This is a genomic window from Mycobacterium sp. 1164966.3, assembly GCF_001665395.1.
In the GTDB taxonomy this organism is placed as follows: Bacteria; Actinomycetota; Actinomycetes; order Mycobacteriales; family Mycobacteriaceae; genus Mycobacterium.
Window position 1 is genome coordinate 36734 of record NZ_LZSG01000034.1, and the last position, 23322, is coordinate 60055.

The following is a 23322-nucleotide window of genomic DNA, read 5'->3' on the forward strand; positions in this document are numbered from 1 at the left end:
ATGGCCAACTACCCGGCCGACCCCACCAACGAAGCCGATTATCGCCGCACGCGCCGTCCCCCGCCGATGCCCAGCGCCAATCGCTACCTCCCGCCGCTCGGCGAGAACCCACCGCAGTCCGGCCGAAGCGGGCCACCGCCGCCACGCGGTCCCGCGTCCGGCGAGCGCATCACCGTCACCCGGGCCGCGGCCATGCGCAGCCGCGAAATGGGTTCGCGCATGTACTGGATGGTCCAGCGCGCCGCCACCGCCGACGGCGCCGACAAGTCCGGACTCACCGCGCTGACCTGGCCGGTGGTGGCGAATTTCGCCACCGACGCGGCGATGGCGGTGGCACTGGCCAATACGTTGTTCTTCGCCGCCGCCAGTGCCGAGAGCAAGTCCAAAGTGGCGCTGTATCTACTGATCACCATCGCGCCGTTTGCGGTCGTCGCGCCGCTGATCGGTCCGGCGTTGGACAAGTTGCAGCACGGCCGCCGGGTCGCGCTGGCGGCGTCGTTCGCGCTTCGCACCCTGCTGGCGTTGGTGCTGATCATGAACTACGACGGCCCTCACAGCAGCTATCCGTCGTGGGTGCTGTACCCGTGCGCGCTGGCCATGATGGTGTTCTCGAAATCGTTTTCGGTCCTGCGCAGCGCGGTGACGCCCAGGGTGATGCCACCAACCATCGACCTGGTCCGGGTCAACTCTCGGCTGACCATGTTCGGCCTGCTCGGCGGGACCATCGCCGGCGGCACCGTGGCGGCCGGCATCGAGTTCGCCTGCGTTCACCTGTTCAAGCTGCCGGGTGCCCTATTCGTGGTCGTCGCGGTTACGCTGGCCGGCGCGTTTCTCTCGATGCGGATACCACGCTGGGTCGAGGTGACCGCAGGTGAGGTGCCGGCCACGTTGAGCTACCACCGGGATAGCCCGCACCCGCAAAGTCCGCCGCAGCAAATCAAGAACATGGTCGGATCGCTGCGACAACCGCTGGGCCGCAACATCATTACCTCGCTATGGGGTAACTGCACCATCAAGGTGATGGTGGGTTTCCTGTTCCTGTATCCGGCGTTTGTCGCCAAGGCGCAGCATGCCACCGGCTGGGCCCAGCTTGAACTCCTGGGCATGATCGGCGCGGCAGCCGCGATCGGCAATTTCGTCGGGAACTTCATCAGCGCTCGCCTCAAATTGGGCAGGCCGGCTGTGATGGTCGTGCGCTGCGCGATCGCGGTGACCATCATGGCGCTGGCAGCCGCGGTGGCCGGCGACCGAGTGGTGGCGGCTATCGCCACGCTGATTACATCGGGTGCCAGCGCCATTGCCAAGGCCTCGCTGGATGCGTCGCTACAGCATGATCTGCCGGAGGAATCGCGAGCATCGGCCTTCGGTCGCTCGGAGTCGATGCTGCAGCTGGCCTGGGTGCTCGGCGGCACTGTCGGCGTCTTGGTGTACACCGAATTGACGGTCGGGTTCACCGCAATCAGCGCCCTACTGATTTTCGGCCTGGCACAGACCATCGTCAGCTTCCGTGGCGAGTCGTTGATTCCGGGCTTGGGAGGTAACCGGCCGGTGATGGTGGAGCAGGAGCTCACCCGGCCCGGCGTCGCACAGTCTGGAGTGCCCAGGTGAAACGCCCTGTGGCCGTGCTGCTGGCCGTCGCGGTGGTGGTGCTTGCCGCGGGGGCCGGGGTCGGCGCGTGGTTGTTGGCGCGCAAGCCAGGTCCGCATCGACCCGAGATCAGCGTGTATTCGCGCGGCCACCTGACCCGGGTGGGACCTTACATGTACTGCAATGTGCTCGACCTCAACGACTGCCAGAACCCGGAGACCATCGGCGAATTGCGGGTCAGCGCACGCTATCCGGTGCAGCTCTCGGTGCCGGAAGCAATTTCGCGCGGGCCTTGGCAGCTACTGCGGGAGTACGAGGATCCCAACGATCGCACCAGCATTCTCTTCCTGCCGGGTACCAAACTGGCGGTCACCATTCCCACCGTCGACCCGCAGCGAGGGCGCCTCAAAGGCATTGTCGTGCAGTTACTGACGGTGGCGGTCGACCGCTCGACCGGTGAACAGGTCTATCCGCCACACGCGGAATGGTCTGTGCGACTGGTCGATTGAGGCTGCACAGCTTTGGGCGTGAATCGTTGGCTTTGCGGGTGAAGCTTGGGCGGCCCGATCGCCCGACTTCCCGCCCTATGTACACCCCCAAAACGCAACGCCCGGGCCGTCGCGCAGCTATGCTCCGTGACCGGCGGGCACCCGTTCGCCCTCGACCGTCGGCCCTGGAGGCGTGCCATCCCCGAAAGGCCTGCCGCCCAATGCTTCCCGGCCGTGCGGGGATAGCCACCCGGACAGGTCGGGGCCCTTCGGCACAATCCGGGTGGGGTTGATGTCGGCGTGCACGATGTAGTAGTGCTGCTTGATCTGGACGAAATCGGTGGTATCGCCAAAACCCGGTGTCTGGAACAGGTCTCGGGCATAGGCCCACAGCACCGGCATCTCGGACAGCTTGGTTCTATTGCATTTGAAGTGCCCGTGATAGACCGGGTCGAAGCGGGCCAGTGTGGTGAACAGGCGCACGTCGGCCTCGGTGATGGTGTCTCCCACCAGGTAGCGTTGCCCGGACAGCCGATCACTCACCCAGTCCAGCGCGGTGAACAGCCGGTCGTAGGCTGCTTCATACGCTTCCTGCGAGCCGGCGAATCCACAGCGGTACACGCCGTTGTTGATCTCGGTGTAAATCCTCTTGCTCACCTCGTCGATCTCGGCCCGCAACTCCTGCGGGTACAACTGCGGCGCCCCCTCGCGGTGGTAGGCGGCCCATTCGGTGGAAAAGTCGAGGGTGATCTGGGCGAAGTCGTTGGTGACCACAGCTCCGGTAGGAATGTCGACGATCGCCGGGACCGTAATGCCTTTGGGATAATCCGGAAAGCGCTTGAAGTAGGCGTCTTGCAGCCGCGGGATCTTGAGCACCGGATCCACACCGCCGGGGTCGAGGTCGAAAGTCCAACTGCGCTCGTCGTGAGTAGGCCCGCAGAAGCCGATGGAGATAACGCTTTCCAGGCCCAGCAGCCGTCTGACAATGATCGTCCGGTTCGCCCACGGACACGCGCGCGCAACGACGAGCCGGTACCGGCCGGGCCCTACCGGATATCCGTCGCGTCCGTCGGCGGTAATGCGGGTGGTGATGTAGTTGGTGTCGCGGGTGAATTCACCTTTCCCGGCAATGTAAGTGGCCATGACCACCATCCTGCCCCACGTCGCGCATCACTACCGCGGGTTAGAAGGTGGCGTCCGTCGGCGACACCGTCAGAAAGCGCCGAGCCACGTTGGCTTCGGTAGAGGGACCCGGTTCCCAGTTCGCGATCCAGGGGCCGGTGCCGGCCGACTGGTCGATGATGCCCTCCTCGAGCCAGGTGTATCGGTCCTCCAGCACCGCGTCGGTGAGCCGAACGTCGCTGCCGTCGGTGTTGGCCCACAAGGCATGGAACAACGCCTCGACCCGAAGTGTCGCTTGCTCACAAAACGTCTGGGCCAGTTCGTAGGCCTGTTGCCCGGCGGCCGGGTCCGCTGCCCGCGTAGCCTCGGCCCGCACGCACGCCGCCGACATGGCGAACAGCTCGGCCCCGATGTCGACTATGCGTCCGAGGAATCCCTGCTTCTCCTCAAGCTTGGCCTGCCAGCGCGCCATGCCATAGAAGGTGTTGCGGGCCAGCTTGCGTGACGACCGCTCAACGAATCGCAGGTGCGACGCCAAGGGCCCGAACTCACTGAATGCCCTGGGGCGTTGGCCTTCACCAAAGACCAACTGCGGCAACCACTTTGCATAGAATCCGCTAGCCCCCACCGCTGCGGAAGCCTTCTTCCGCAGGTCGGCTTTCGGGTTCGCCAGATCACCGGCGGCGCTCAGGTGCGCATCGACGGCCTCTCGCGCGATGAGTAGGCGCATGATCTCGCTTGAGCCTTCGAAGATCCGGTTGATCCGCAGGTCCCGCACCACCTGCTCCACCGGTACCGCACGTTCCCCGCGCGCCGCGAGGGATTCGGCGGTCTCGTAGCCGCGCCCGCCGCGGATCTGCATGAGCTCGTCGCCGATCAGACCGGCCATCTCGCTGGACCACAATTTGGCCAACGCGGCTTCGATCCGGATGTCGTTGCGGCCCTCGTCGGCCATTTGACCGGACAGTTCGAGCACCGCGTCGAGCGCATAGTTGGTGGCAGCGATAAACGAAATCTTCTTGGCAACCGCTTCGTGCTTGCCGAGAGGCTTGCCCCACTGCACCCGTTCCTGAGACCACTCCCGCGCAATCTTCAGCGTCCATTTGGTAACCCCCGCCACGACCGCGGGTATCGACAGCCGCCCGGCGTTCAGTGTGGTCAGCGCGATCTTCAGACCATCGCCCTCCCGGCCGATCAGGTTCTCGCGAGGGACCCGCACGCGGTGCAGCCTGGTGACGCCGTTTTCGATGCCGCGCAGTCCCATGAACTTGTTGCGGCGCTCTACCGTGATCCCGGGCGAATCTGCTTCGACCACAAACGCGCTGATGCCGCCGCGATGTCCCTCACTACGCGGCACCCGAGCCATGATCACCAGCAGGTCGGCGACAACGCCATTGGTGGTCCACAGCTTCACACCCTCGAGTTCGTAGGCCTGCCCGTCCTCGATGGGTGTCGCCGTCGAAGCCAGGCGCGCCGGGTCGGAACCGACGTCGGGTTCGGTGAGGAGAAACGCAGAGATGGCGCCGGCAGCACAGCGCGGCAGGAACCTCCGTTTCTGCTCTTCGGTTCCGGCCAGCTTGAGCGGTTCGGGTACGCCGATCGACTGATGAGCCGACAGCAGTCCGGCGAGACTGGGATTAATGGACGCCACCATCGCCAGCGCGCGGTTGTAGGCAACCTGCGACATTGCCAGACCGCCGTACTCCGACGGGATCTTCATGCCGAAGCAGCCCAAATCGGCCAAACCCTTCACGTACTCGTCGGGAATTTGAGCGTCGCGCTCGATGACCGCGCCGTCCAGCGTGTTGAGGAATTCTCGTAGCTTCTGCAGAAACTCGCGGGTCCGGGCCTCCTCCTCGTCAGACGGGCCCGGGAATGGATGTATGAGATCCAGCGGAAAGCGGCCGAGGAACAGCTCTTTGGCGAAAGATGGTTTATCCCAACCACTTTCGCGAGATTCCTCGGCGAGCGCCCGGGCTTGCTCCGCGGTGACCTGTGCTTGCTGCGCCATCGACGCCTCCTCGCTGACGAATCACATTTAGGGCATGAGTACCCCGTGTCTGCCCGAATGTTACGCGCCAGTAGCTTTGCAGCGCACTCGTCTCTTGGGCGCGCCGAACAAAGCGGTCTAACCCCGATTAAGCCTCGAACTCCCGGGCCACCGCTTTGACCACTTCGGAGACGCGACGAGCCGTCTTGCGGTCCGGGTAGCGGCCCTTGCGCAACTCGGGCTGCACCGTGCTCTCCAGCAACGTGATCATGTCCTCGACCATGCCGTGCAGCTCGTCGGGGCTGTGCTTGTGCTCAGCAGGCGTCTCGCGGCGTGGTCTGGACAGGGTGGGCGGCGGGTCGATCAGTTTCAGACTGAGCGCCTGCGGTCCGCGGCGCCCGGACGCCACGCCGAACTCCACCCGCTGCCCGGTCTTGAGCCCTTCGACACCCGCGGGCAACGCCGACGAGCGCACGTAGACGTCCTCGCCGTCCTCCTGCGACAAGAAGCCGAACCCCTTCTCGGGGTCGTACCACTTCACCTTGCCGGTCGGCACTGCTCTCACCTGCTTTGTCTGACGGATCGTTACTATGGGCAACAGAATGAAGCGTCCCGCTTGCGCAGGACGCAATGTGGTTTCCGATCCTACTCGGATGGCTGCGCGCGGAGCACCCCTGTTTACCCCGTACTCGGTAGGGTGGCAGTACCGCTGGAGGAAAGATGCGCCTGGTTCTGAACGTTATCTGGCTGGTTTTCGGTGGCCTTTGGATGGCCCTCGGCTACCTGCTCGCAGCGCTCGTCAGCTTCCTCCTCATCATCACCATCCCGTTCGGCTTCGCCTCGCTGCGGATCGCGTCGTATGCCTTGTGGCCCTTCGGCCGCACGATCGTCGACAAGCCGAGCGCGGGAACGCTGACACTGATCGGCAACGTCATCTGGGTGTTGTTGTTCGGCCTGTGGCTGGCGATCGGGCATTTGGTGAGCGCCGCGGCCATGGCGGTCACGGTCGTCGGCATCCCATTGGCGCTGGCTCAGCTCAAGCTGATCCCGGTGTCGCTGTTGCCGTTGGGCAAGGAGATTGTTCCCGTGGGAGCAGCGGCTGGCAGCGAACGGATGGCCGCATGACGCTGACCGCCTTGGGGGTCCCGACGGTGCGCCGCGGGTCGGACCAGCACGGCACCGGACGTGAGATGCCCACCGCGGGGCCTTTGCTGGACACATTCGGCAGGGTCGCCACCGACCTGAGAGTGTCGCTCACCGACCGCTGCAACCTGCGTTGCAGTTACTGCATGCCGGCCGAAGGCCTGGACTGGTTGCCCCGTGAGCAGCTGCTGCGGCCCGATGAGCTGGCCCGGCTGATGAAAATCGCCGTCACCCGGCTCGGTGTCACCAGCGTGCGGTTCACCGGCGGCGAGCCGCTGTTGGCCCGGCACCTGGAGGAAGTAGTGGCTGCGGCGGCCAGTCTGCGGCCACGCCCGGAGATCTCGCTGACCACCAACGGCGTCGGGTTGGCGGAGCGAGCCGCCGCTCTCGTTGCGGCGGGCCTCGACCGGGTCAACGTGTCACTGGACAGCGTGAACCGCGACCATTTCACCGCCATCACGCGCCGGGATCGGCTCGCCGATGTACTGGACGGGCTGGCGGCCGCCGGCGCCGCCGGCCTGACGCCGGTCAAGGTGAACGCCGTCCTCGATCCCCACACCGGCCGCGAGGATGTCGTCGAGCTGCTGCGGTTCTGCCTGAACCACGGTTACCAGTTGCGCGTCATCGAGCAGATGCCGCTGGACGCCGGACATCAGTGGCGCCGCGGCGCCGCGCTGAGCGCCGACGACGTGTTGGCGGCGCTGCGGCCGCACTTTCGGCTGCGTCCGGACCCTGCGCCGCGTGGGTCGGCTCCGGCCGAACTCTGGCTCGTCGACTCGGGCCCGGGCACGGCGGCTGGGAAGTTCGGTGTCATCGCCTCGGTGTCGCACGCGTTCTGCTCCACGTGTGACCGCACCCGGCTGACGGCAGACGGGCAAATCCGCAGCTGCCTGTTCTCCGCCGAGGAGACCGACCTACGGGGTCTGCTGCGCAGCGGCGCGGACGATGACGCGATCGAGGCGGCGTGGCGCGCGGCGATGTGGGCCAAGCCGGCCGGCCACGGCATCAACGACCCCGACTTCATCCAGCCGAAACGCCCGATGAGCGCAATCGGGGGCTAGCCGACAATGGGTCACGCCCCAGAACAAATACAGGTGACAGTCCGCTTCTTTGCGGCCGCGCAGGCTGCCGTCGGTTCCGAGTCGGAGACGGTCCGGCTCGGGCCGGGCGCCACGATCGCCGAGCTGGTCGACGGCCTGGCCGCGCGCAACGCTCAACTGGCGACGGTGCTGCGCCGATGCTCATACCTGTGCGACGGCATCGCCGTCCGCGACGACACCACAGCGTTGCGATCCGGCGACACGATTGACGTACTCCCGCCCTTCGCCGGCGGATAAAAGTGTGAAATATCTCACGTAACGGAACGATAACGGCGCGGACACGCTCCTATCTCGGGCACCAGTGACCTGCGCAAATCGGACGCGTTCCTGGCGATTTATCAGATGTAATCGCGGAAAACGCCGGGTTTCGCAAAAAGTGACGGGACAAACAGAACCCGCTACCGTCTCCCGTGGCTCGCCAAGCTGACCCGTGGCGATCCCCCTACCTATCGCGCCGAGCTCCATCCAATAGGCAGGGTTACCGACCGTGGATGGAGGCGGGGGACCCACCGGTTCACCGTGATCGGACCGGAGCCGACTACCGGCTCCTTGGGGTGAAGCCTGCGCGGGGTCCCTTGCGGATGCCGCGTTGGCCGGGTGGCCTCTCCAACCCGAACCCGACAGCTGACCTCGCAGGCGCGTAGCGAGAGGAATACCCGTTTTGAGTGGACGTCATCGCAAACCCACTAATTCAGGCGTCAGCGTCGCCAAAATCGCCGTCACCGGTGCTGTAATCGGTGGCGGCGGCATCGCTTTAGCCGCCCAAGCGGGCGCAGCCACGGACAGCGAATGGGACCGAGTCGCCAGCTGCGAGTCGGGTGGCAACTGGGCGATCAACACCGGCAATGGCTTCCACGGCGGCCTGCAGTTCACCCAAGGCACCTGGGCATCCCACGGCGGCACGCAGTACGCCCCGTCGGCGCAGCTGGCCAGCAGGGAACAGCAGATCGCCGTCGCTGAGCGAGTGCTGGCGAGTCAGGGCCGAGGTGCCTGGCCGGTGTGCGGTCACGGCCTGTCGGGCCCGACCCCCCGCAATGTCCTCCCGGAGCCGGCTGGGCTGAACGCTCCGCTGGACGCGCCGGGCCTCAACGGCGAGCCCGCACCGCCGGCCGATGCTCCCCCGCCCGCCGCTCCGGCACCGGTGGTGCAGCTGGCCAGCAACGATCAAATCGCGCCGCCGCCGGATGCTCCGCCTCCGGCCGACGCACCGCCTGCGGACGCACCTCCTCCGGCCGACGTGGCACCCGCGCCACCCGCCGACGCGCCGCCGCCTGCGGACGCCGTGGCACCCGCTCCTGCCGACGCACCGCCTCCGGCGGACCCGGCGCCGCCTGCCGACGCACCCATTACGGCGGATGCGCCCAAGGCGGTCATCGGTGAGCCACGGGGAGCCGAAACCGTCGCCTACACCAAGCGGCTGTGGGAGGCGATCCGGGGCCAGGACGTCCACGGCAACGACGCGCTGGACGCTCTCGCCCAGCCGTCGATGGTCTGACGCTCCGCGCTAAAACGCGGCCGAGCAGACGCAGAATCGCCTAGAAGAACTGATCTAGGGCGATTCTGCGTCTGCTCGCGCGGGAAAAGCAGCGCGATCAGGCCGAGCCCACCCACTCTTCGGTCCCGTCGTCGAAGAACTGGTGTTTCCACACCGGTAGCCGTGCCTTGATCGTGTCCACCAGCTGAGCGCAGGTGGTGAACGCCGCCCGCCGATGGTCCGCGGCAACGGCAACCACCAGGGCCGCGTCGCCGACCTGCAGGACGCCGATCCGGTGGCTGGCCGCCACTGCACGCACCCCGCTGGACTGCTCGGCCACCTCGGTCACCGTTTCGGCCAGCACCTGTGCGGCCGACGGATGCGCGGAATAGTCCAGCCTGGTCACCCCGCGTCCACCGTCATGGTCGCGGACCATTCCGTCGAAGCCGACGATGGCTCCGGCCGATTGATGGCTCACCAGGTCCTCGTGCTCGGCCAGTGAGATCGGCTGGTCGGTCAGGGCGGCACGCAGGACCAGCGGCGTCATTGCTGGTGATCTCCGCCCGCGAGTTGATCCAGCGCGTGGTCCAACACGCCGTCGAGCACGCCCAGGCCGTCGCGGACCCCGCCTGACGAGCCGGGCAGATTGACGATCAAAGTCCGGCCGGCCACTCCGCACACCCCGCGCGAGAGCACCGACGTCGGCACTTTCGGCAGGCCGGCACGACGGATCGCATCAGCCAGGCCAGGGATCATGTAATCCAGTACCGCCACCGTCTGATCCGGGGTGCTGTCCGTGGGCGAAATTCCGGTGCCCCCGGAGGTGATGATCAGGTCAACGGCGGCGCCGAGTGCATCGTTCAGCGCCTCCCCGACCGGGTTGCCGTCCGCCACAACCTGCGGCTCGGTCGGTGAAAACCCATGCTGGCCAAGCCATTCCGCGATGATCGGCCCGCATTTGTCGGTGTATACACCTGCTGACGCGCGGGTCGAGGCAATGATGATCCGCGCGGTTCGCTCGCTCATGACGGTGTCCAGGTTCCGCTGCGACCGCCTTCCTTGCGGAGCACCCGAACGTCGTCGATGCGTGCGGCCGGGTCAACCGCTTTGATCATGTCGTAAAGCGTCAGCGCCGCTACGCTGACCGCGGTCAGCGCCTCCATCTCCACACCCGTGCGGTCGGTGCTGCGCACCGTCGCATTGATCTCGATGTCCGCCTCGCCCACGGTGAAGTCGACGTCGACGCCAGTGAGCGCCAGCTGGTGGCACAACGGGATCAGGTCGCTGGTGCGTTTGGCCGCCAGAATGCCCGCCACCCTCGCGGTAGCCAGCGCATCGCCCTTGGGTAGCCCGCCGGTGGAGATCAGCGCCACCACGTGCGCCGTGGTGCGCAAGGCGCCCGCAGCGATCGCGGTGCGCCTGGTTGCCCCCTTCTCGGTGACATCGACCATGTGCGCCGCCCCCCGCTCATCCAGGTGCGAGAGCGCTTCGAAGTGGGATTCGCCTGAGCCGTGGGCCCCCGAGACCCCCGACGGGCCAACCTCCCCGGCCCGAGCCATCCCGACGACCTACCGGTTGACGACGGTTACCGGATGAAGATAGGGCAGGTCGTCGGAGGGCAACGGAAACGCCAGCTCGCCAAACGGTGATAACGCACCGGTCCGATCCGTCGCCAATTCGCTTACCGCGTGGTCGTCGGGATCCGTCGTCGGCCAGCCGTTGTCGACGTACCTGGTTTTCCGCCCCTTGCCATCAGCAGTGTCAGCCACGAGGTCCATTCTGACAGGTCACTTGCGGGCACAGTGCGAGAAGGCCGATTCCAGACCGCTCTGGCCGTAATCCGCGCCGGTGATCGCGGGCCGTCCCCACGGCCGACTTTTCAGGTTCCAAGACTCAATTACGCTGGTCGGCGATGACTGACAACAGCCCGCATATCCCGCTGGGATCTTGGCTGGCCGAACTGCCCGACGAACGGCTGATCCGGCTTTTGGAGCTACGGCCGGACCTTGCCCAGCCGCCACCCGGGAGCATCGCCGCGCTGGCCGCGCGCGCTCAGGCACGGCAGTCGATCAAGGCCGCCACCGACGAGCTCGACTTCCTGCGACTGGCGGTGCTGGACGCGTTGCTGGTGCTGCATGCCGACAGCACGCCGGTGCCGACCGCCAAGCTGCTGGCGTTGATCGGCGACCGCGCTCCGGAATCCGAGGTCACCGCCGCGCTGGACGACCTCAGGCATCGTGTGCTGGTCTGGGGCGACAGCGCGGTCCGGGTGGCCGGCGACGCCGGCACTGGATTGCCGTGGCATCCGGGGCAGGTCACCCTCGAGGACACCTCGCAGACCGAACAGCAGATTGTGGACCTGATCGCCGATCTCGACGAGGCGCAAACCGACGTGCTGGAGAAACTGCTCGAGGGCTCCCCAATGGGGCGTACCCGCGACGCCGCGCCCGGTGCCCCCGCGGATCGACCGGTGCCGAGGCTGCTGGCGATGGGCCTGCTAAGGCGGGTGGACGCCGACACGGTGATCCTGCCGCGCCACGTCGGACAGGTGCTGCGCGGCGAGCAGCCCGGGCCGATGCAGCTCACCGCACCCGATCCGGTGGTGTCCAGCACGACACCTGAAGACGTCGACGCCACGGCGGCCGGAGCCGTCATCGATTTGCTGCGCGAGCTCGACGTTCTCCTCGAAACACTTAGTGCCGCACCTGTTTCCGAGTTGCGCACCGGAGGGATGGGCATCCGCGAAGTCAAGCGGCTGGCGAAGACGACCGGGATCGACGAGCCGCGGCTGGGCCTGATCCTCGAGATCGCGGCCGTTGCCGGACTGATCGCCAGCGGCATGCCCGATCCGGAACCAAACCACGGTGATCCGCCATATTGGGCGCCGACGGTGGCCGCCGACCGGCTCGCCGCGATGTCGCCGGCCCAACGGTGGCACCTGCTTGCCAGCACCTGGCTCGACCTGCCGGGCCGGCCGGCACTGATCGGTAGCCGCGGCCCAGACGCCAAACCGTATGGCGCCCTGTCGCATTCGCTGTACTCGACAGCTGCCCCGCTGGATCGCCGGCTGTTGCTGGGCATGCTTGCGGAATTGCCGGCGGGTGCCGGCGTCGACGCATCCACGGCGGCAGAGGCCCTGGTCTGGCGGCGGCCGCGCTGGGCCAGGCGACTACAACCGGGGCCTGTCGCAGACCTGCTGACGGAGGCGCACGCGCTGGGCCTGGTAGGACGCGGGGCCATCAGCGCGCCCGGGCGCGCGCTGTTGGAAGACGTCGCCGATCCCGGGGCCGCAATCGATGCGATGACACGGGCGATGCCCACACCGATCGACCACTTCCTGGTCCAGGCCGACCTCACCGTCGTGGTGCCCGGGCCGCTGCAGCGCGACCTGGCCGACGACCTGGCCAGCGTCGCCAAGGTCGAATCCGCCGGCGCGGCAATGGTTTACCGGGTCAGCGAGCAGTCGATCCGGCATGCCCTCGACATCGGTAAGAGTCGCGACTGGATGCACGCACTTTTTTCCAACCACTCGAAAACGCCCGTGCCGCAAGGGCTGACGTATCTTATCGACGACGTCGCACGACGGCACGGCCAGCTGCGCATCGGAATGGCCGCGTCATTTGTGCGTTGCGAGGATCCGGCGCTGCTGGCTCAGGCGGTGGCCGCACCCGGCGCTGAAGAGCTGCAACTGCGGGCGCTGGCACCGACGGTCGCGGTCTCGCCCGCACCGATAGCCGAGGTGCTGGCGGTGTTGCGCAGCGCGGGCTTCGCGCCTGCCGCCGAAGACTCTACCGGGGCCATCGTCGACGTCCGGCCCCGCGGGGCGCGTGTCCCCGTGCCTCAGCACCGTCGCTCGTACCGCCCGGCGCCGCGCCCCGGCAGCGAGACACTAAGCGCCGTCGTCGCGGTATTGCGGAAGGTGACTGCCGCGCCGTTCGGCAATACCCGAATGGACCCCGCGGTGACCATGTCGCTTCTGCAGGGGGCGGCACGCGATCAGGAGACGCTGCTGATCGGCTATCTCGACGCGGCGGGTGTGGCCACTCAACGGGTGGTGTCGCCGATCACCATCCGCGGCGGTCAGCTGGTGGCCTTCGATCCGGCGTCCGGGCGGCTGCGCGACTTCGCCATCCACCGCATCACATCGGTGATGTCGGTCGACGATTGAATAATGGGCGCATGACCCGCGCCCGCGATGAAGAGGAGTGGCCCCATTGACTGACGGGCCGTTGATCGTGCAGTCCGACAAGACGGTCCTGCTCGAAGTTGACCATGAGCTGGCCGGCGCGGCACGCGCCGCCATCGCACCGTTCGCCGAGCTGGAACGCGCCCCCGAACACGTGCACACCTACCGGATCACGCCGCTGGCGCTGTGGAACGCCCGCGCCGCCGGCCATGACGCCGAGCAGGTCGTCGACGCGCTGGTCAGTTTCTCCCGCTACGCGGTGCCCCAGCCGTTACTGGTCGACATCGTCGACACCATGGCACGCTATGGTCGTCTGCAGCTGGTGAAGAATCCTGCACACGGCCTGACGCTGGTGAGCCTCGATCGCGCGGTGCTCGAGGAAGTGTTGCGCAACAAGAAGATCGCACCGATGCTGGGTGCCCGGATTGACGACGACACAGTTATCGTGCACCCGAGCGAACGCGGCCGCGTCAAACAGATGCTGCTCAAAATCGGTTGGCCCGCTGAGGATCTCGCCGGCTACGTCGACGGCGAGGCACATCCGATCAGTCTGCACGAGGATGGCTGGAAGCTGCGCGACTACCAACAGCTGGCCACGGACTCGTTCTGGTCGGGCGGCTCGGGCGTGGTCGTGCTTCCATGTGGCGCGGGCAAGACGCTGGTCGGTGCGGCCGCGATGGCGAAAGCGCAAGCGACGACGCTGATTCTGGTCACCAACATCGTGGCGGCCCGGCAATGGAAACGCGAGCTTGTTGCGCGTACCTCGTTGACCGACGACGAGATCGGCGAATACTCCGGCGAGCGTAAGGAGATTCGGCCCGTCACCATCTCGACGTACCAGATGGTCACCCGCCGCACCAGGGGCGAATACCGGCATCTGGAGTTGTTCGACAGCCGCGACTGGGGCCTTATCATCTACGACGAGGTGCATCTGCTGCCGGCACCGGTTTTCCGGATGACCGCCGACTTGCAATCCAAACGGCGCTTGGGCCTGACCGCCACGTTGATCCGCGAAGACGGCCGCGAAGGCGACGTGTTCTCGCTGATCGGTCCGAAACGCTACGACGCACCGTGGAAAGACATTGAGGCGCAAGGCTGGATCGCACCGGCCGAGTGTGTGGAAGTCCGGGTCACGATGACCGACAACGAACGGATGATGTATGCCACCGCCGAGCCCGAGGAGCGCTACCGGCTGTGCTCGACGGTGCATACCAAAATCGCAGTGGTCAAGTCGATTCTGGAGAAGCACCCAGGCGAGCAAACCCTGGTGATCGGCGCCTATCTGGACCAGCTCGATGAACTCGGCGCCGAGTTGGACGCTCCGGTGATCCAGGGTTCGACGAGAACGCGTGAACGCGAAGCACTGTTCGACGCCTTTCGCCGCGGCGAGGTCTCCAGACTGGTGGTGTCCAAGGTCGCCAACTTTTCCATCGACCTACCGGAAGCCTCAGTGGCGGTTCAGGTTTCGGGGACGTTCGGATCGCGTCAAGAGGAGGCTCAACGGCTCGGCCGGCTGCTGCGTCCCAAGGCCGACGGTGGTGGCGCCGTCTTCTACTCCGTGGTGGCCCGCGACAGCCTGGACGCCGAGTACGCCGCGCACCGGCAGCGGTTTCTCGCCGAACAGGGCTACGGCTACATCATCCGCGACGCCGACGACCTGCTGGGCCCGGCCATTTAGTTGGCGCGAGCAGACGCAAAATCACCCGAATCCTCGGCGTGTCGCGGGCTTTTGGGTCTGCTCGGCGCGGCCCATAGCGACGGTATGGTCGCCGATGCCGCGCCGACCTCTGCGCAAGCGTTCAATGTGCACTGATGTCTTTCGGTGTGGATCCTTGGCTTTGGTTGTGAATCCTTGGCTTTCATTGTGCGTGTAAGGCGTCGATCAGCGCGAATTCACGCCCAGGCTGCACACTTAAAACCAACGATTCACACCCAATGGCAGAGACGGCAATGTCACCTCCGACGCCGCCACGAGCACCTATACATCTGCCGCCCGGCGACAAATCAATTGGCGCGCAAGAGCTGTCGGACAAAGACACACGTGAATGCCTCGTGGCCCTGGGACTCAGGATGAACGCTCGCGCTCGCTAGAGCGACAGGATGGTCGCCGACGCCGTGCCAGGCGCCCCGTACACCTGCGCCAGGCCGACGCGCGGGTTGCCGGGCACCTGTCGTTCACCAGCCTCACCACGCAGCTGCCGCACCAGCTCGTGCACCTGTCGCAATCCTGACGCACCGATCGGCTCACCGTTGGCGATCAGCCCACCGTCGGTGTTGATCGGCAGCTCCCCACCGATCGCGGTAGCGCCATCGGCCACCAGCTTCTCCTGCTCGCCGTCGGCGCACAGACCCGTCTCGGCCATGTGGATGACCTCCGCGCCGGCGTCGGTGTCCTGCAGTTGGGCGATGTCGACGTCCTCGGGGCCGATGCCCGCTGCCTCGTAAGCGGACTTGGCGGCATACACCGTCGGCGAAGCGTCCTCATCCAGCGGAGCGAACGTCGCGTGCACTTCATAAGCGCCATAGCGGCGGGTGCGAATTTCGCTGGCGCGCACGTACACCGGCTTGTCAGTAAACTTTTGCGCCAGGTCGGCACGGCACATGACGACCGCGGCCGCACCCTCGTCGGGCGCACAGAACATGTACTGCGTCAGCGGATAGTTCAGCACGGTCGAGTTGAGGATCTCCTCCTCGGGAAGTGCCTTGCGGCGGAACGCATTCGGGTTCAACGACCCGTTGCGGTAGTTCTTGGCGGCGACCTTGGCCAGCGTGGCCGGGGAGATGTGGTGATCGTGCAGGTACTTGTTGGCCTTCATACCGAAGAACTTCGTCGTGACGAACTGCCCGTTCTGCGCATACCACTGCGGCAGCGCCAGTTTGGCCGGGTCATCGGTGAAGGCGCCGCGCGGGTGCTTGTCGAGCCCGATCGCGATACCGATGTCGTACTTGCCCAGCCGGATGGTGTCAGCGGTCTGCTGAATGGCGCTGGCCGCGGTGGCGCAGGCGTTGAACACGTTGGTGAACGTGATGCCGGTCAACCCGACCAGCCGAGTCACCGCGTCGGGATTGGACACCTCGTGGCTGCCGCCGAAGCCGAACTGGATGTCCTTCCACTCGACACCGGCGTCGCTGAGCGCTGATTGGATAGCCTCGGCGCCCATCTGCATCGCGGTCTTCTCGAACCTGCCGAATGGATGCAGGCCCACGCCGATGATGGCCACGTCGTTACTCATCGCAGACTCCCTTTGGGTGGATGGTGGCGACCCACTGCCGCCGCGCTCGCGATCGCCCTGGGTAGATGGTGGCGACCCGCTTCACCCGGCTCCGCCGCGCTCGCGATCGCCCTGGGTAGATGGTGGCGACCCGCTTCACCCGGCTCCGCCGCGCTCGCGATCGCCACTAGACCGGCTGGAAAGCGTAGGTAAGGATCTCGTTGCCATCGCCGTCGGTGGTCAACGGCACCATGGTGAGCTCGACCTCCTGGCCGAATTGCAGTTTGGCCGGGTCGTTCTCGGTCAGCCTGCCCTCCACGCGGATCACGTCCCCAAGCTGGATCAGCCCGATACCGAACGGCACGAAATCCTTTCCGGTCGGCCCGGCGTAGGGCGGTCCGGGCGGGAACCCCTGGGTGGTCCAGGCGACGACGATGCCGCGGCGCGGCAATAACACCTCGCTCATCTGTCCGCCACTGCAACGTGGACACCACTGCTGCACGGGGAAAGCGGTGGCACCGCAGGCGCCGCAGCGACTGCCGATGAGCTGCGGGTTCTCGTCGGGCCAAGTCGAGATTTCGGGGGCAAGTGCCTTCTGCATCGAGCGATCCTCCAGCGATCCTTCACAACCTGCCAACCAGATGGGCTCCCCAAAAGGTACAACAGCATTCCATAAAAGTGGAAATCTCGTTCTCGCAGCTGTGCGGCCGATGCTAGGTTTGCCTCCGGACAAGATTCAAGGAGAAAACCATGCCGGTCACGGTCATGCTTGAGCTCAGACTGAAGCCCGACGCGGTGCAAGCGGCCCGCGAGCTAATGCACCGGACGCTCCAAGACACCCGGGAATTCGACGGTAACCTGCGCACCGAGGTGCTCGTCGACGACGACGACGAAGCGCACTGGCTTATCTACGAACTCTGGGACACCGTCGAACACGACGAGGCTTATCGTGCCTTTCGCGCCGGCGAAGGCAAAGTGACCGAGCTCCCTCCGCTGCTGGCGGCCCCTCCCGTCAAGACGCGGTATACCGCCAGCGATATCTAACTCAGGGCCGGAATCACTTCGCGTTCGAACAATTCGATGCCTGAGCGGTCGTAGGCGGCCTCCGGGAAATAGCAGATCGCATACTCACACCCGAGGTCCCGAATCTTGGCCAGCCGCTCGATCACCTGTTCCGTCGTGCCGGTCGTCGAATCGGGAACACCGGCGACCATCGAATCTGCCACCGCCTCAGGCACATAACCGGCCAGCCGGTCGCGCACCCGTTTCAGACGATCCTGGACATCGGCCTCGGACGAGCCGACGACGGCGGTGAAGTTGGCCGAGCGCACGATCGCGTTGAAGTCGGTGCCCAGCTTGCTGCAGTGCTGCGCCAGCACCTCCGACTTGTGCGCAAATGCGTCGGGCTCCGGCGTGAAGTTGGTGTACTGCGCGTACTTCGCGGCGATGCGCAGGGTCACCTTCTCGCCGCCGCCGGCAATCCACAACGGAATCCCGTTATCCTGCAACGGCTTCGGAGCAACAATCGCACCGTCGACCTGATAGTGCTGACCCTGGAAGCTGACTTTTCCGGCACGCCAGGCATCACGCATGATCTGCACACCTTCGTCCAGTCGGCCCAACCGAACGCCGGCCGACGGGAAGCCGTAACCGTAAGCGCGCCATTCGTGTTCGTACCAGCCGCCGCCGATACCCATTTGGATGCGGCCACCGGAGATGATGTCCGTCGTGGCCGCCACCTTGGCCAGGTAGACGGGATTGCGGTAGCTCATGGCAGTACACATCTGGCCGAGCTTGATTCGCGACGTGGTGGCCGCGTAGGCCGCCATCAGGGACCACGCCTCGTGTGTGGCTTCGTCGCTCGGCAGCGGCACGGTGTGGAAGTGGTCGTAGACCCACAAGGAGTCCCAGGCGCCGCCGTCGGCGTAGGTCGCCAAGTCCCGCATCACCGCCCAGTGCCGCTCCGGTTCGATGCCTACCAGATCCATTCGCCAACCCTGCGGAATGAAGAGACCAAAGCGCATAGCGCTAAATCTAGCCCGAGCCCCGCCGGTCACCGCGCTTACATACCCAGCGCAGCCAGAGCGGCCTGCACCGACGCCGCGCGCAACGCCTCGTACGGAGTGTCGGGAAACTGCAGGCAGCAGTCCTGCAGTCCGCCGAAGGCGACCACCGCGCGCGTGGACTCGGCGAGCGTTGGCCGTGGACCGAAGACCAGTTTGCCCAGCCGATCACGCCAGGCCAGCACCTTGTCGATGAGGCCGAGGTCGGCCAGCATCGTCAACTCGGCCAGCACCAGCACCATGTCCTGGCGGTGCCGGTAGTGGAAATCGAAATACCCTTCCAGCAATTCACGGGCATCGGTGTCGGCGCGGCGTTCCTGGTCTTCCACGAATCGTTCACCCTCGTCGATCAACGGGACAAGGATGCTGCGCACCAACTCTTCTCGCGACGCGAAGTGGTAGTACAACGCGGGTTTGGTGATCCCCAGCTTGTCCGCGATGTCCTGCAGGCTGGTGCGCTGAACTCCCTGTTGCACGAACAAGTCGCGGGCGACCTCTTGGATCCGCTGTCTGGTGTCCGACCGGGGCCCAGTCACCCCACGAGCATAACTGACTTACCGATAAGTAAGCGCAAGTGCTATGCTTACCGAACGTTAAGTAAGCCAGGAGGCCGTCGTGCGGATTCTCATCTCAGGCGCCAGCATCTCCGGCCCCGTACTGGCCTACTGGCTCGCCCAATACGGGTTCGATGTCACCGTCGTCGAACGGGCGCCCGAGCTGCGCAAGACCGGTGGCCACGCCGTCGACCTGTTTCGGCCCGCGATGGAGATCTCAGAGAAGATGGGCGTGCTGTCGCAGATCGAAGCGCTGGCTACCGGGACGACCGAGCTGACCATGTATCGCCAAGGCGCCCGTCGACCGGCACGCATCGACCTCACCAAGGTCACCGGCGCCGCATCCGACCGGCACGTGGAGATCATGCGCGACGATCTCAGCGAGGTCTACTTCGACGTCGGCCGGGACGATGTCGAGTATTTGTTCGGCGACTCGATCACGGCGATATCCCCTGACGGCACAGTAATTTTCGAGCAGGGTGCGCCACGCACCTTCGATGTGGTGATCGGCGCCGACGGGCTGCACTCAAACGTTCGCCGCCTGGTGTTCGGCGATGACGCCGGGCGCACGCAGTTCCTCGGCGGGTACTTAGCCGTGCAGTCAGTACCCAAAGCGCTTGCGCGCGACGGTGAGATGGTGGTCCACCTGGGCGTCGGCCGCCTTGCCGGGATCTACACCGCGCAGCCTCTTGACGACGCGCGTGCGCTGTTCATGTTCCGCAGCAAGCAGGAGCTGCAATACCACCACCGAGATGCCCTGCGGCAAAAGGAAATACTGCGCGAAGCATTCGCCGGGATGCATCCGCAAGTAGAACGGTGGCTCGCCCAGCTCGACGGCACGGCGTCTTTCTACTTCGACTCGATCACCCAATTGCAACTGGACACGTGGTCGCGGGGACGGGTCACGCTGGTCGGCGATGCCGGGTACTGTCCGGGACCCGCGGTCGGCGGCAGCACCAGCATCGCGGTGCTCGGCGCCTACATACTGGCCGGTGAACTGGCACAGGCAGGAGCGGACTATCCGCGCGCGTTCGCGGCCTACGAACAGCAGATGGGCGAGGCGGTGCGCCGCAGCCGCGCCTTTGCTCGCGGCGTGGCCAAGAGCATCGTTCCCAACTCCACTGCCGGGGTATGGGCGCTGACCCGCGGCGCGCAGCTCGTTTCGCTGCTGCCCACCGGGCTGACCAAGGCCGTCGCGAAGCTGAACACCAAAGGTGTGCGGCTCTACGACTCCATGCAGTTCAAGGAGTACTCACCCACTTAGAGCACTGAGACGCACAAGCACCCGTCCGCTCGGCGTGTCAGGTGCTTTTGCGTTCCCCTACCTGCGGTGTGGGCCCAGCTCGCGCCAATGGGCTTACCGTGAATCCATGGCTTCCAAGCACACCCTCTTTCGGATCTTCTATGGCATCGGCTTCACCCCGTGGGACGGTCACCCTATCGCCCAGACACTGCGCAACCTGGTCGAGGGAACCAGTGACACACCTCCGCTGCCCGCGGGGACGGCCGTCGACATCGGATGCGGTACCGGCGACTCTTCGATCTACCTTGCGCGACACGGCTGGAAAGTCACCGGCGTTGATTTTGTGCCGAAGGCTCTGGACAAGGCTCGCGCCAAGGCAGCGGCCGCCGGCGCTCCGGTCGACTTCGCCCAGGCCGACGTCACGAAGCTGAGCCAAGCCGGGATCGGGTCGGACTTCCAGTTGATCGTCGACAATGGCTGCCTGCACAACATGGCCGACGCCGATCGCGACGCCTACGTCCGGGAGGTCAGCGCCGTGGCTGCGCCCGACGCCAGCCTGTTGGTCGTCGCGTTCCTTCCCGGCGGAAGGTTCGGCGTGCGAGGGATCGAACCCGACGAAATGGAACGAAGATTCGCCTCCGGCTGGAAGCTGCTGTCCGCCGGCGAGGAGCGGGAGATGGACCGCGAGAAGACGCCCGCGCGGCATTACCTCTTTCAGCGCGCCGTCTAGTCCGGCGAGCAGACGCAAAATCACCCGACACGCCGTGCGTGCGGGTGATTTTGCGTCTGCTCGGCATAAGACTCACGCCGTCAGCAGCGGCGCCATCCAGGTCAGCTCGGCCGGCAGCTGTGAACTCCAGAAGCCGGCGTTGTGGCCGCCGGGGGAGAAGCCGCCCGCGGGCGGGTTGGGCAGCTGCGCCACGAATTGCTTTGTCGCGGCGTAGAACGGGTCGCTGTCGCCGCAATCGACCCGGATGGGGATGGACGCCAGCGCGGGCAACCCGAACACCGAGTTCGCCGACCAGTCGTCGGCGCCGTCAAACGCACCGGGCGCCGTCGCGCCGGGCGACAGCCACAGCGCCGGGCTCACCGCGCAGATTGCCGCGGTGCGGCCCGGCCCCAGCCGGCTGCCCAACAGCAAGGCGCCGTAGCCGCCCATCGACCAGCCCAAGAACGCCACCCGTGAGGTGTCCAGATTCTGGCCGCCCAGCATCGGGATGAGCTCGTCGAGCACCATGGCTCCGGAATCCTCGCCGGAAGCCCTTTTGTGCCAATAACTTCCGCCACCGTCGACGGCTACCACAGCGAACGGCGGCAGGCCCGCGTTGACCGCCTGGGCCAAGCCCTGCTCAACGCCGCCGGCCATCACGGTGGACGCGTCGCTGCCTTTCCCGTGTAGCGCGATGACCGGCCGCAACGGCTTGGTCTGACCCGGGGGACGCGCGATCGCCCAGTTGGTCGATATCCCGCCACGGGCGGCCGACACGAAGGAACCGGTCACCATGGTCGGCGCGGCCTGAGTAGCTGGCGCCGGCTCGAGTGGTGGCGGGGGCGCTAACGGTGCTTGGGGTCTGGTCCACGACACCGGCGCGGCGTGCGACGGTCGCGGCTGCACCAATACGTTAAGCGCATAAGCACTCACCGCGCCGACGGCGGCGCTGGCACCGAGACCGAGCACCGCGCGGCGGCTCAAGTCGGGCATCCGGATATCATGCCACGGCCGTTTGGCCGAAATGGCAATGCGGTACCACTTTCACTGGCACCATAACTAGGCGTGACTGCAGCGGTTACTCCGAAAGGAGAACGTCGGCGGTACGCGCTCGTGAGCGCGGCTGCCGAGCTGCTTGGCGAAGGCGGGTTCGAGGCGGTACGGCACCGCGCGGTCGCCCGGCGAGCCGGCCTGCCGTTGGCGTCCACCACGTACTACTTCTCGTCACTTGACGATTTGATTGCCCGCGCCGTCGAACATGTCGGCATGCTCGAGGTGGCCCAGCTGCGTGCTCGGGTCAATGCGTTGTCCCGGCGGCGCAGGGGCCCGGAGACGACCGCCGAGGTGCTGGTTGAACTGCTTGTCGGGGACGTGTCCGGTCCGGGCCTCGCCGAGCAGCTGATATCGCGCTATGAACGTCACATCGCCTGTACACGTCTGCCCGCGTTGCGGGAAAGCATGCGTCGCAGTCTGCGGCAGCGGGCCGAGGCGGTGGCCGAGGCCATCGATCGTTCCGGTCGCTCGGTTCGCATCGAGTTGGTGTGCACGCTGATCTGCGCTGTCGACGGTTCGGTGGTGTCGGCCCTCGTCGAGGGCCGGGACCCACGGGATGCTGCGCTGGCGACCGTGGTCGACCTCATCGACGTGCTGGCACCCGTCGACCAGCGACCGGTGCGAATCTGAGACTCAGGCTGGAAGCGACGGCGTCACGATGTAGCCGGTGGCCAAGTTGCCATAGATGGTCACGTTGGCCGGGCAGCGTTCGGCATACAACGCCACATAGGCGCACACGACGGCGTCTATCGGATCCTCGGCCCGGCGCAGCTCACTCTTCCGCTGGGCGGTTTCGACGTTCCGGCGCAACTCGACCCAGCCCTGGTGACAGGCGACGTGCAACGGAACGGCGGCGCCCGCCAGGTTTTCGAGGCCGTCCATGAGCAGGAGCAGCTGCGACTTGAGCTGCCCGACGTCACGGCCCGGCTTGGCCTTGTATTTGAGTGTCCGGGGCAGCCGGAACAGGGCCACCATCGCGGCGTGCGGGTAGACCTCGATGGCGCGTCGTGTGGCCTTCGACCGCGGATCCAGGTCCAGGTTCAGCGCGCGGGCCAAGCGTCCACCGCGAGGACCGTCGGCGAATTCCGGTTTACCGGTGTTGGCCGGGTGCGCGCCTGCTTCGAACCTGCGGAAGTCGCGGTTGAGCGCGGCTTCGGCGGGCCGCTGGCCGGTTGGGTTGATCACCACCAGCGGCGCATCAAAGCCGACGAGACAAGGGCCGCGGACATACGCGCTCAACGCGGCCAGCACGTCGGCGTCGTCGCGGGCGGCGCCGACTTCCACCAAGCGGCCGTGCGCGTCCACCACTGCGACACCCGTCGGATTGCGCACACCCCAGGCGAGGTCCACGCCGGCGAAGTACACCGACCCACAGTACGGTCGCGACCGGGCAATCAG

At 66.2% G+C, this 23322-nt stretch carries 24 protein-coding genes, 2 pseudogenes and 1 riboswitch; of the genes and pseudogenes, 12 read left to right on the forward strand and 14 right to left on the reverse strand.

What is annotated here, in order from left to right:
• Both A9W99_RS11160 and A9W99_RS11165 read left to right on the forward strand, forming a co-directional pair.
• Positions 1 to 1608: an MFS transporter gene (locus A9W99_RS11160; protein ID WP_156623067.1), complete on the forward strand. Its 1608-nt coding sequence runs from the start codon at positions 1 to 3 to the stop codon at positions 1606 to 1608.
• Positions 1605 to 2096 carry a DUF2771 domain-containing protein gene (locus A9W99_RS11165; protein WP_067376981.1) on the forward strand — a complete coding sequence of 164 codons (492 nt, stop codon included), beginning with the start codon at positions 1605 to 1607 and terminating at the stop codon, positions 2094 to 2096. Before A9W99_RS11160 ends, A9W99_RS11165 begins: the two co-directional genes overlap by 4 nt.
• A 117-nt stretch (positions 2097 to 2213) precedes the next feature.
• Here A9W99_RS11165 and A9W99_RS11170 read toward each other — a convergent pair whose 3' ends face one another.
• The 3 genes from A9W99_RS11170 to A9W99_RS11180 form a co-directional block, all read right to left on the reverse strand.
• Positions 2214 to 3218 (reverse strand): glutathione S-transferase family protein, encoded by a 1005-nt coding sequence (locus A9W99_RS11170; RefSeq protein ID WP_067377449.1) that lies wholly within the window; start codon positions 3216 to 3218, stop codon positions 2214 to 2216.
• A 40-nt stretch (positions 3219 to 3258) separates the two neighbouring features.
• Complete coding sequence (locus tag A9W99_RS11175) at positions 3259 to 5208, reverse strand: acyl-CoA dehydrogenase family protein (protein ID WP_067376984.1); 1950 nt, start codon at positions 5206 to 5208, stop codon at positions 3259 to 3261.
• Positions 5209 to 5335: 127 nt separating this feature from the next.
• Entirely contained in the window at positions 5336 to 5743 is a 408-nt protein-coding gene (locus tag A9W99_RS11180) for a cold-shock protein (protein WP_067376987.1), read from the reverse strand.
• Between the two features lie 164 nt (positions 5744 to 5907).
• Here A9W99_RS11180 and A9W99_RS11185 point away from each other — a divergent pair, with 164 nt between their 5' ends.
• From A9W99_RS11185 to A9W99_RS11200, 4 genes are all read left to right on the forward strand, one after another.
• Positions 5908 to 6312 carry a YccF domain-containing protein gene (locus tag A9W99_RS11185; RefSeq protein WP_067376990.1) on the forward strand — a complete coding sequence of 135 codons (405 nt, stop codon included), beginning with the start codon at positions 5908 to 5910 and terminating at the stop codon, positions 6310 to 6312.
• Positions 6309 to 7391 carry a GTP 3',8-cyclase MoaA gene (gene moaA / locus A9W99_RS11190; RefSeq protein WP_067376992.1) on the forward strand — a complete coding sequence of 361 codons (1083 nt, stop codon included), beginning with the start codon at positions 6309 to 6311 and terminating at the stop codon, positions 7389 to 7391. The genes A9W99_RS11185 and moaA overlap by 4 nt, the downstream gene beginning before the upstream one ends.
• A 6-nt stretch (positions 7392 to 7397) precedes the next feature.
• Positions 7398 to 7667 (forward strand): MoaD/ThiS family protein, encoded by a 270-nt coding sequence (locus A9W99_RS11195; protein WP_067376995.1) that lies wholly within the window; start codon positions 7398 to 7400, stop codon positions 7665 to 7667.
• A gap of 205 nt (positions 7668 to 7872) precedes the next feature.
• Positions 7873 to 8085, forward strand: a riboswitch (cyclic di-AMP (ydaO/yuaA leader).
• A gap of 6 nt (positions 8086 to 8091) precedes the next feature.
• Positions 8092 to 8925 (forward strand): transglycosylase family protein, encoded by an 834-nt coding sequence (locus tag A9W99_RS11200; protein WP_067376998.1) that lies wholly within the window; start codon positions 8092 to 8094, stop codon positions 8923 to 8925.
• Between the two features lie 97 nt (positions 8926 to 9022).
• Here the strand turns inward: A9W99_RS11200 and A9W99_RS11205 are convergent, their stop codons facing one another.
• From A9W99_RS11205 to A9W99_RS11220, 4 genes are read right to left on the reverse strand one after another with little or no spacing between them, the layout of a single operon-like run.
• Positions 9023 to 9451 (reverse strand): molybdenum cofactor biosynthesis protein MoaE, encoded by a 429-nt coding sequence (locus A9W99_RS11205; RefSeq protein ID WP_067377002.1) that lies wholly within the window; start codon positions 9449 to 9451, stop codon positions 9023 to 9025.
• A complete protein-coding gene (locus A9W99_RS11210; RefSeq protein ID WP_067377004.1) occupies positions 9448 to 9930 on the reverse strand; it encodes a molybdenum cofactor biosynthesis protein B in 483 nt (160 codons plus the stop codon). Before A9W99_RS11210 ends, A9W99_RS11205 begins: the two co-directional genes overlap by 4 nt.
• On the reverse strand, positions 9927 to 10463 hold the full coding sequence (moaC, locus tag A9W99_RS11215; RefSeq protein ID WP_067377007.1) for a cyclic pyranopterin monophosphate synthase MoaC: 537 nt from the start codon (positions 10461 to 10463) through the stop codon (positions 9927 to 9929). Before moaC ends, A9W99_RS11210 begins: the two co-directional genes overlap by 4 nt.
• 9 nt (positions 10464 to 10472) lie before the next feature.
• The gene (locus A9W99_RS11220; protein WP_156623059.1) at positions 10473 to 10673 is read right to left on the reverse strand and encodes a hypothetical protein; all 201 of its coding nucleotides are present in this window, start codon (positions 10671 to 10673) and stop codon (positions 10473 to 10475) included.
• 143 nt (positions 10674 to 10816) lie between these two features.
• Between A9W99_RS11220 and A9W99_RS11225 the strand changes: the two genes are divergently transcribed.
• Both A9W99_RS11225 and A9W99_RS11230 read left to right on the forward strand, forming a co-directional pair.
• The gene (locus A9W99_RS11225) at positions 10817 to 13072 is read left to right on the forward strand and encodes a helicase-associated domain-containing protein (RefSeq protein WP_067377013.1); all 2256 of its coding nucleotides are present in this window, start codon (positions 10817 to 10819) and stop codon (positions 13070 to 13072) included.
• Positions 13073 to 13118: 46 nt separating this feature from the next.
• Complete coding sequence (locus tag A9W99_RS11230; protein WP_067377452.1) at positions 13119 to 14768, forward strand: DNA repair helicase XPB; 1650 nt, start codon at positions 13119 to 13121, stop codon at positions 14766 to 14768.
• 409 nt (positions 14769 to 15177) lie between these two features.
• Here the strand turns inward: A9W99_RS11230 and A9W99_RS11235 are convergent, their stop codons facing one another.
• From A9W99_RS11235 to A9W99_RS11240, 3 genes and pseudogenes are all read right to left on the reverse strand, one after another.
• Entirely contained in the window at positions 15178 to 16323 is a 1146-nt protein-coding gene (locus A9W99_RS11235) for a thiolase family protein (RefSeq protein WP_067377016.1), read from the reverse strand.
• Positions 16320 to 16490, reverse strand: a pseudogene (locus A9W99_RS27735) (hypothetical protein); the annotation flags it as partial. The gene A9W99_RS11235 and the pseudogene A9W99_RS27735, both read right to left, overlap by 4 nt.
• On the reverse strand, positions 16490 to 16903 hold the full coding sequence (locus A9W99_RS11240) for a Zn-ribbon domain-containing OB-fold protein (RefSeq protein ID WP_067377019.1): 414 nt from the start codon (positions 16901 to 16903) through the stop codon (positions 16490 to 16492). The pseudogene A9W99_RS27735 and the gene A9W99_RS11240, both read right to left, overlap by 1 nt.
• 149 nt (positions 16904 to 17052) lie before the next feature.
• Here A9W99_RS11240 and A9W99_RS11245 point away from each other — a divergent pair, with 149 nt between their 5' ends.
• Positions 17053 to 17346, forward strand: coding sequence for a putative quinol monooxygenase (locus A9W99_RS11245; RefSeq protein WP_067377023.1), 294 nt, complete (start codon positions 17053 to 17055; stop codon positions 17344 to 17346).
• Here the strand turns inward: A9W99_RS11245 and A9W99_RS11250 are convergent.
• Together A9W99_RS11250 and A9W99_RS11255 are read right to left on the reverse strand one after the other, a co-directional pair.
• Positions 17343 to 18326, reverse strand: a complete 984-nt coding sequence (locus A9W99_RS11250; protein ID WP_067377026.1) for an LLM class F420-dependent oxidoreductase — start codon at positions 18324 to 18326, stop codon at positions 17343 to 17345. The genes A9W99_RS11245 and A9W99_RS11250 overlap by 4 nt on opposite strands.
• A 38-nt stretch (positions 18327 to 18364) precedes the next feature.
• A complete protein-coding gene (locus A9W99_RS11255) occupies positions 18365 to 18901 on the reverse strand; it encodes a TetR/AcrR family transcriptional regulator (RefSeq protein WP_067377029.1) in 537 nt (178 codons plus the stop codon).
• A gap of 79 nt (positions 18902 to 18980) precedes the next feature.
• Between A9W99_RS11255 and A9W99_RS11260 the strand changes: the two genes are divergently transcribed.
• Positions 18981 to 20183 (forward strand): FAD-dependent monooxygenase, encoded by a 1203-nt coding sequence (locus tag A9W99_RS11260; protein ID WP_067377031.1) that lies wholly within the window; start codon positions 18981 to 18983, stop codon positions 20181 to 20183.
• A gap of 106 nt (positions 20184 to 20289) precedes the next feature.
• Entirely contained in the window at positions 20290 to 20892 is a 603-nt protein-coding gene (locus A9W99_RS11265; RefSeq protein ID WP_067377034.1) for a class I SAM-dependent methyltransferase, read from the forward strand.
• A 72-nt stretch (positions 20893 to 20964) separates the two neighbouring features.
• Here the strand turns inward: A9W99_RS11265 and A9W99_RS11270 are convergent, their stop codons facing one another.
• Positions 20965 to 21864 carry an alpha/beta hydrolase family protein gene (locus tag A9W99_RS11270; protein ID WP_067377037.1) on the reverse strand — a complete coding sequence of 300 codons (900 nt, stop codon included), beginning with the start codon at positions 21862 to 21864 and terminating at the stop codon, positions 20965 to 20967.
• A gap of 72 nt (positions 21865 to 21936) precedes the next feature.
• Here A9W99_RS11270 and A9W99_RS11275 point away from each other — a divergent pair, with 72 nt between their 5' ends.
• On the forward strand, positions 21937 to 22554 hold the full coding sequence (locus tag A9W99_RS11275; protein WP_067377041.1) for a TetR/AcrR family transcriptional regulator: 618 nt from the start codon (positions 21937 to 21939) through the stop codon (positions 22552 to 22554).
• Here A9W99_RS11275 and A9W99_RS11280 read toward each other — a convergent pair.
• A pseudogene (locus tag A9W99_RS11280) lies at positions 22508 to 23289 on the reverse strand (DUF429 domain-containing protein). The gene A9W99_RS11275 and the pseudogene A9W99_RS11280 sit on opposite strands and share 47 nt — an antisense overlap.
• Positions 23290 to 23322: the final 33 nt, after the last annotated feature.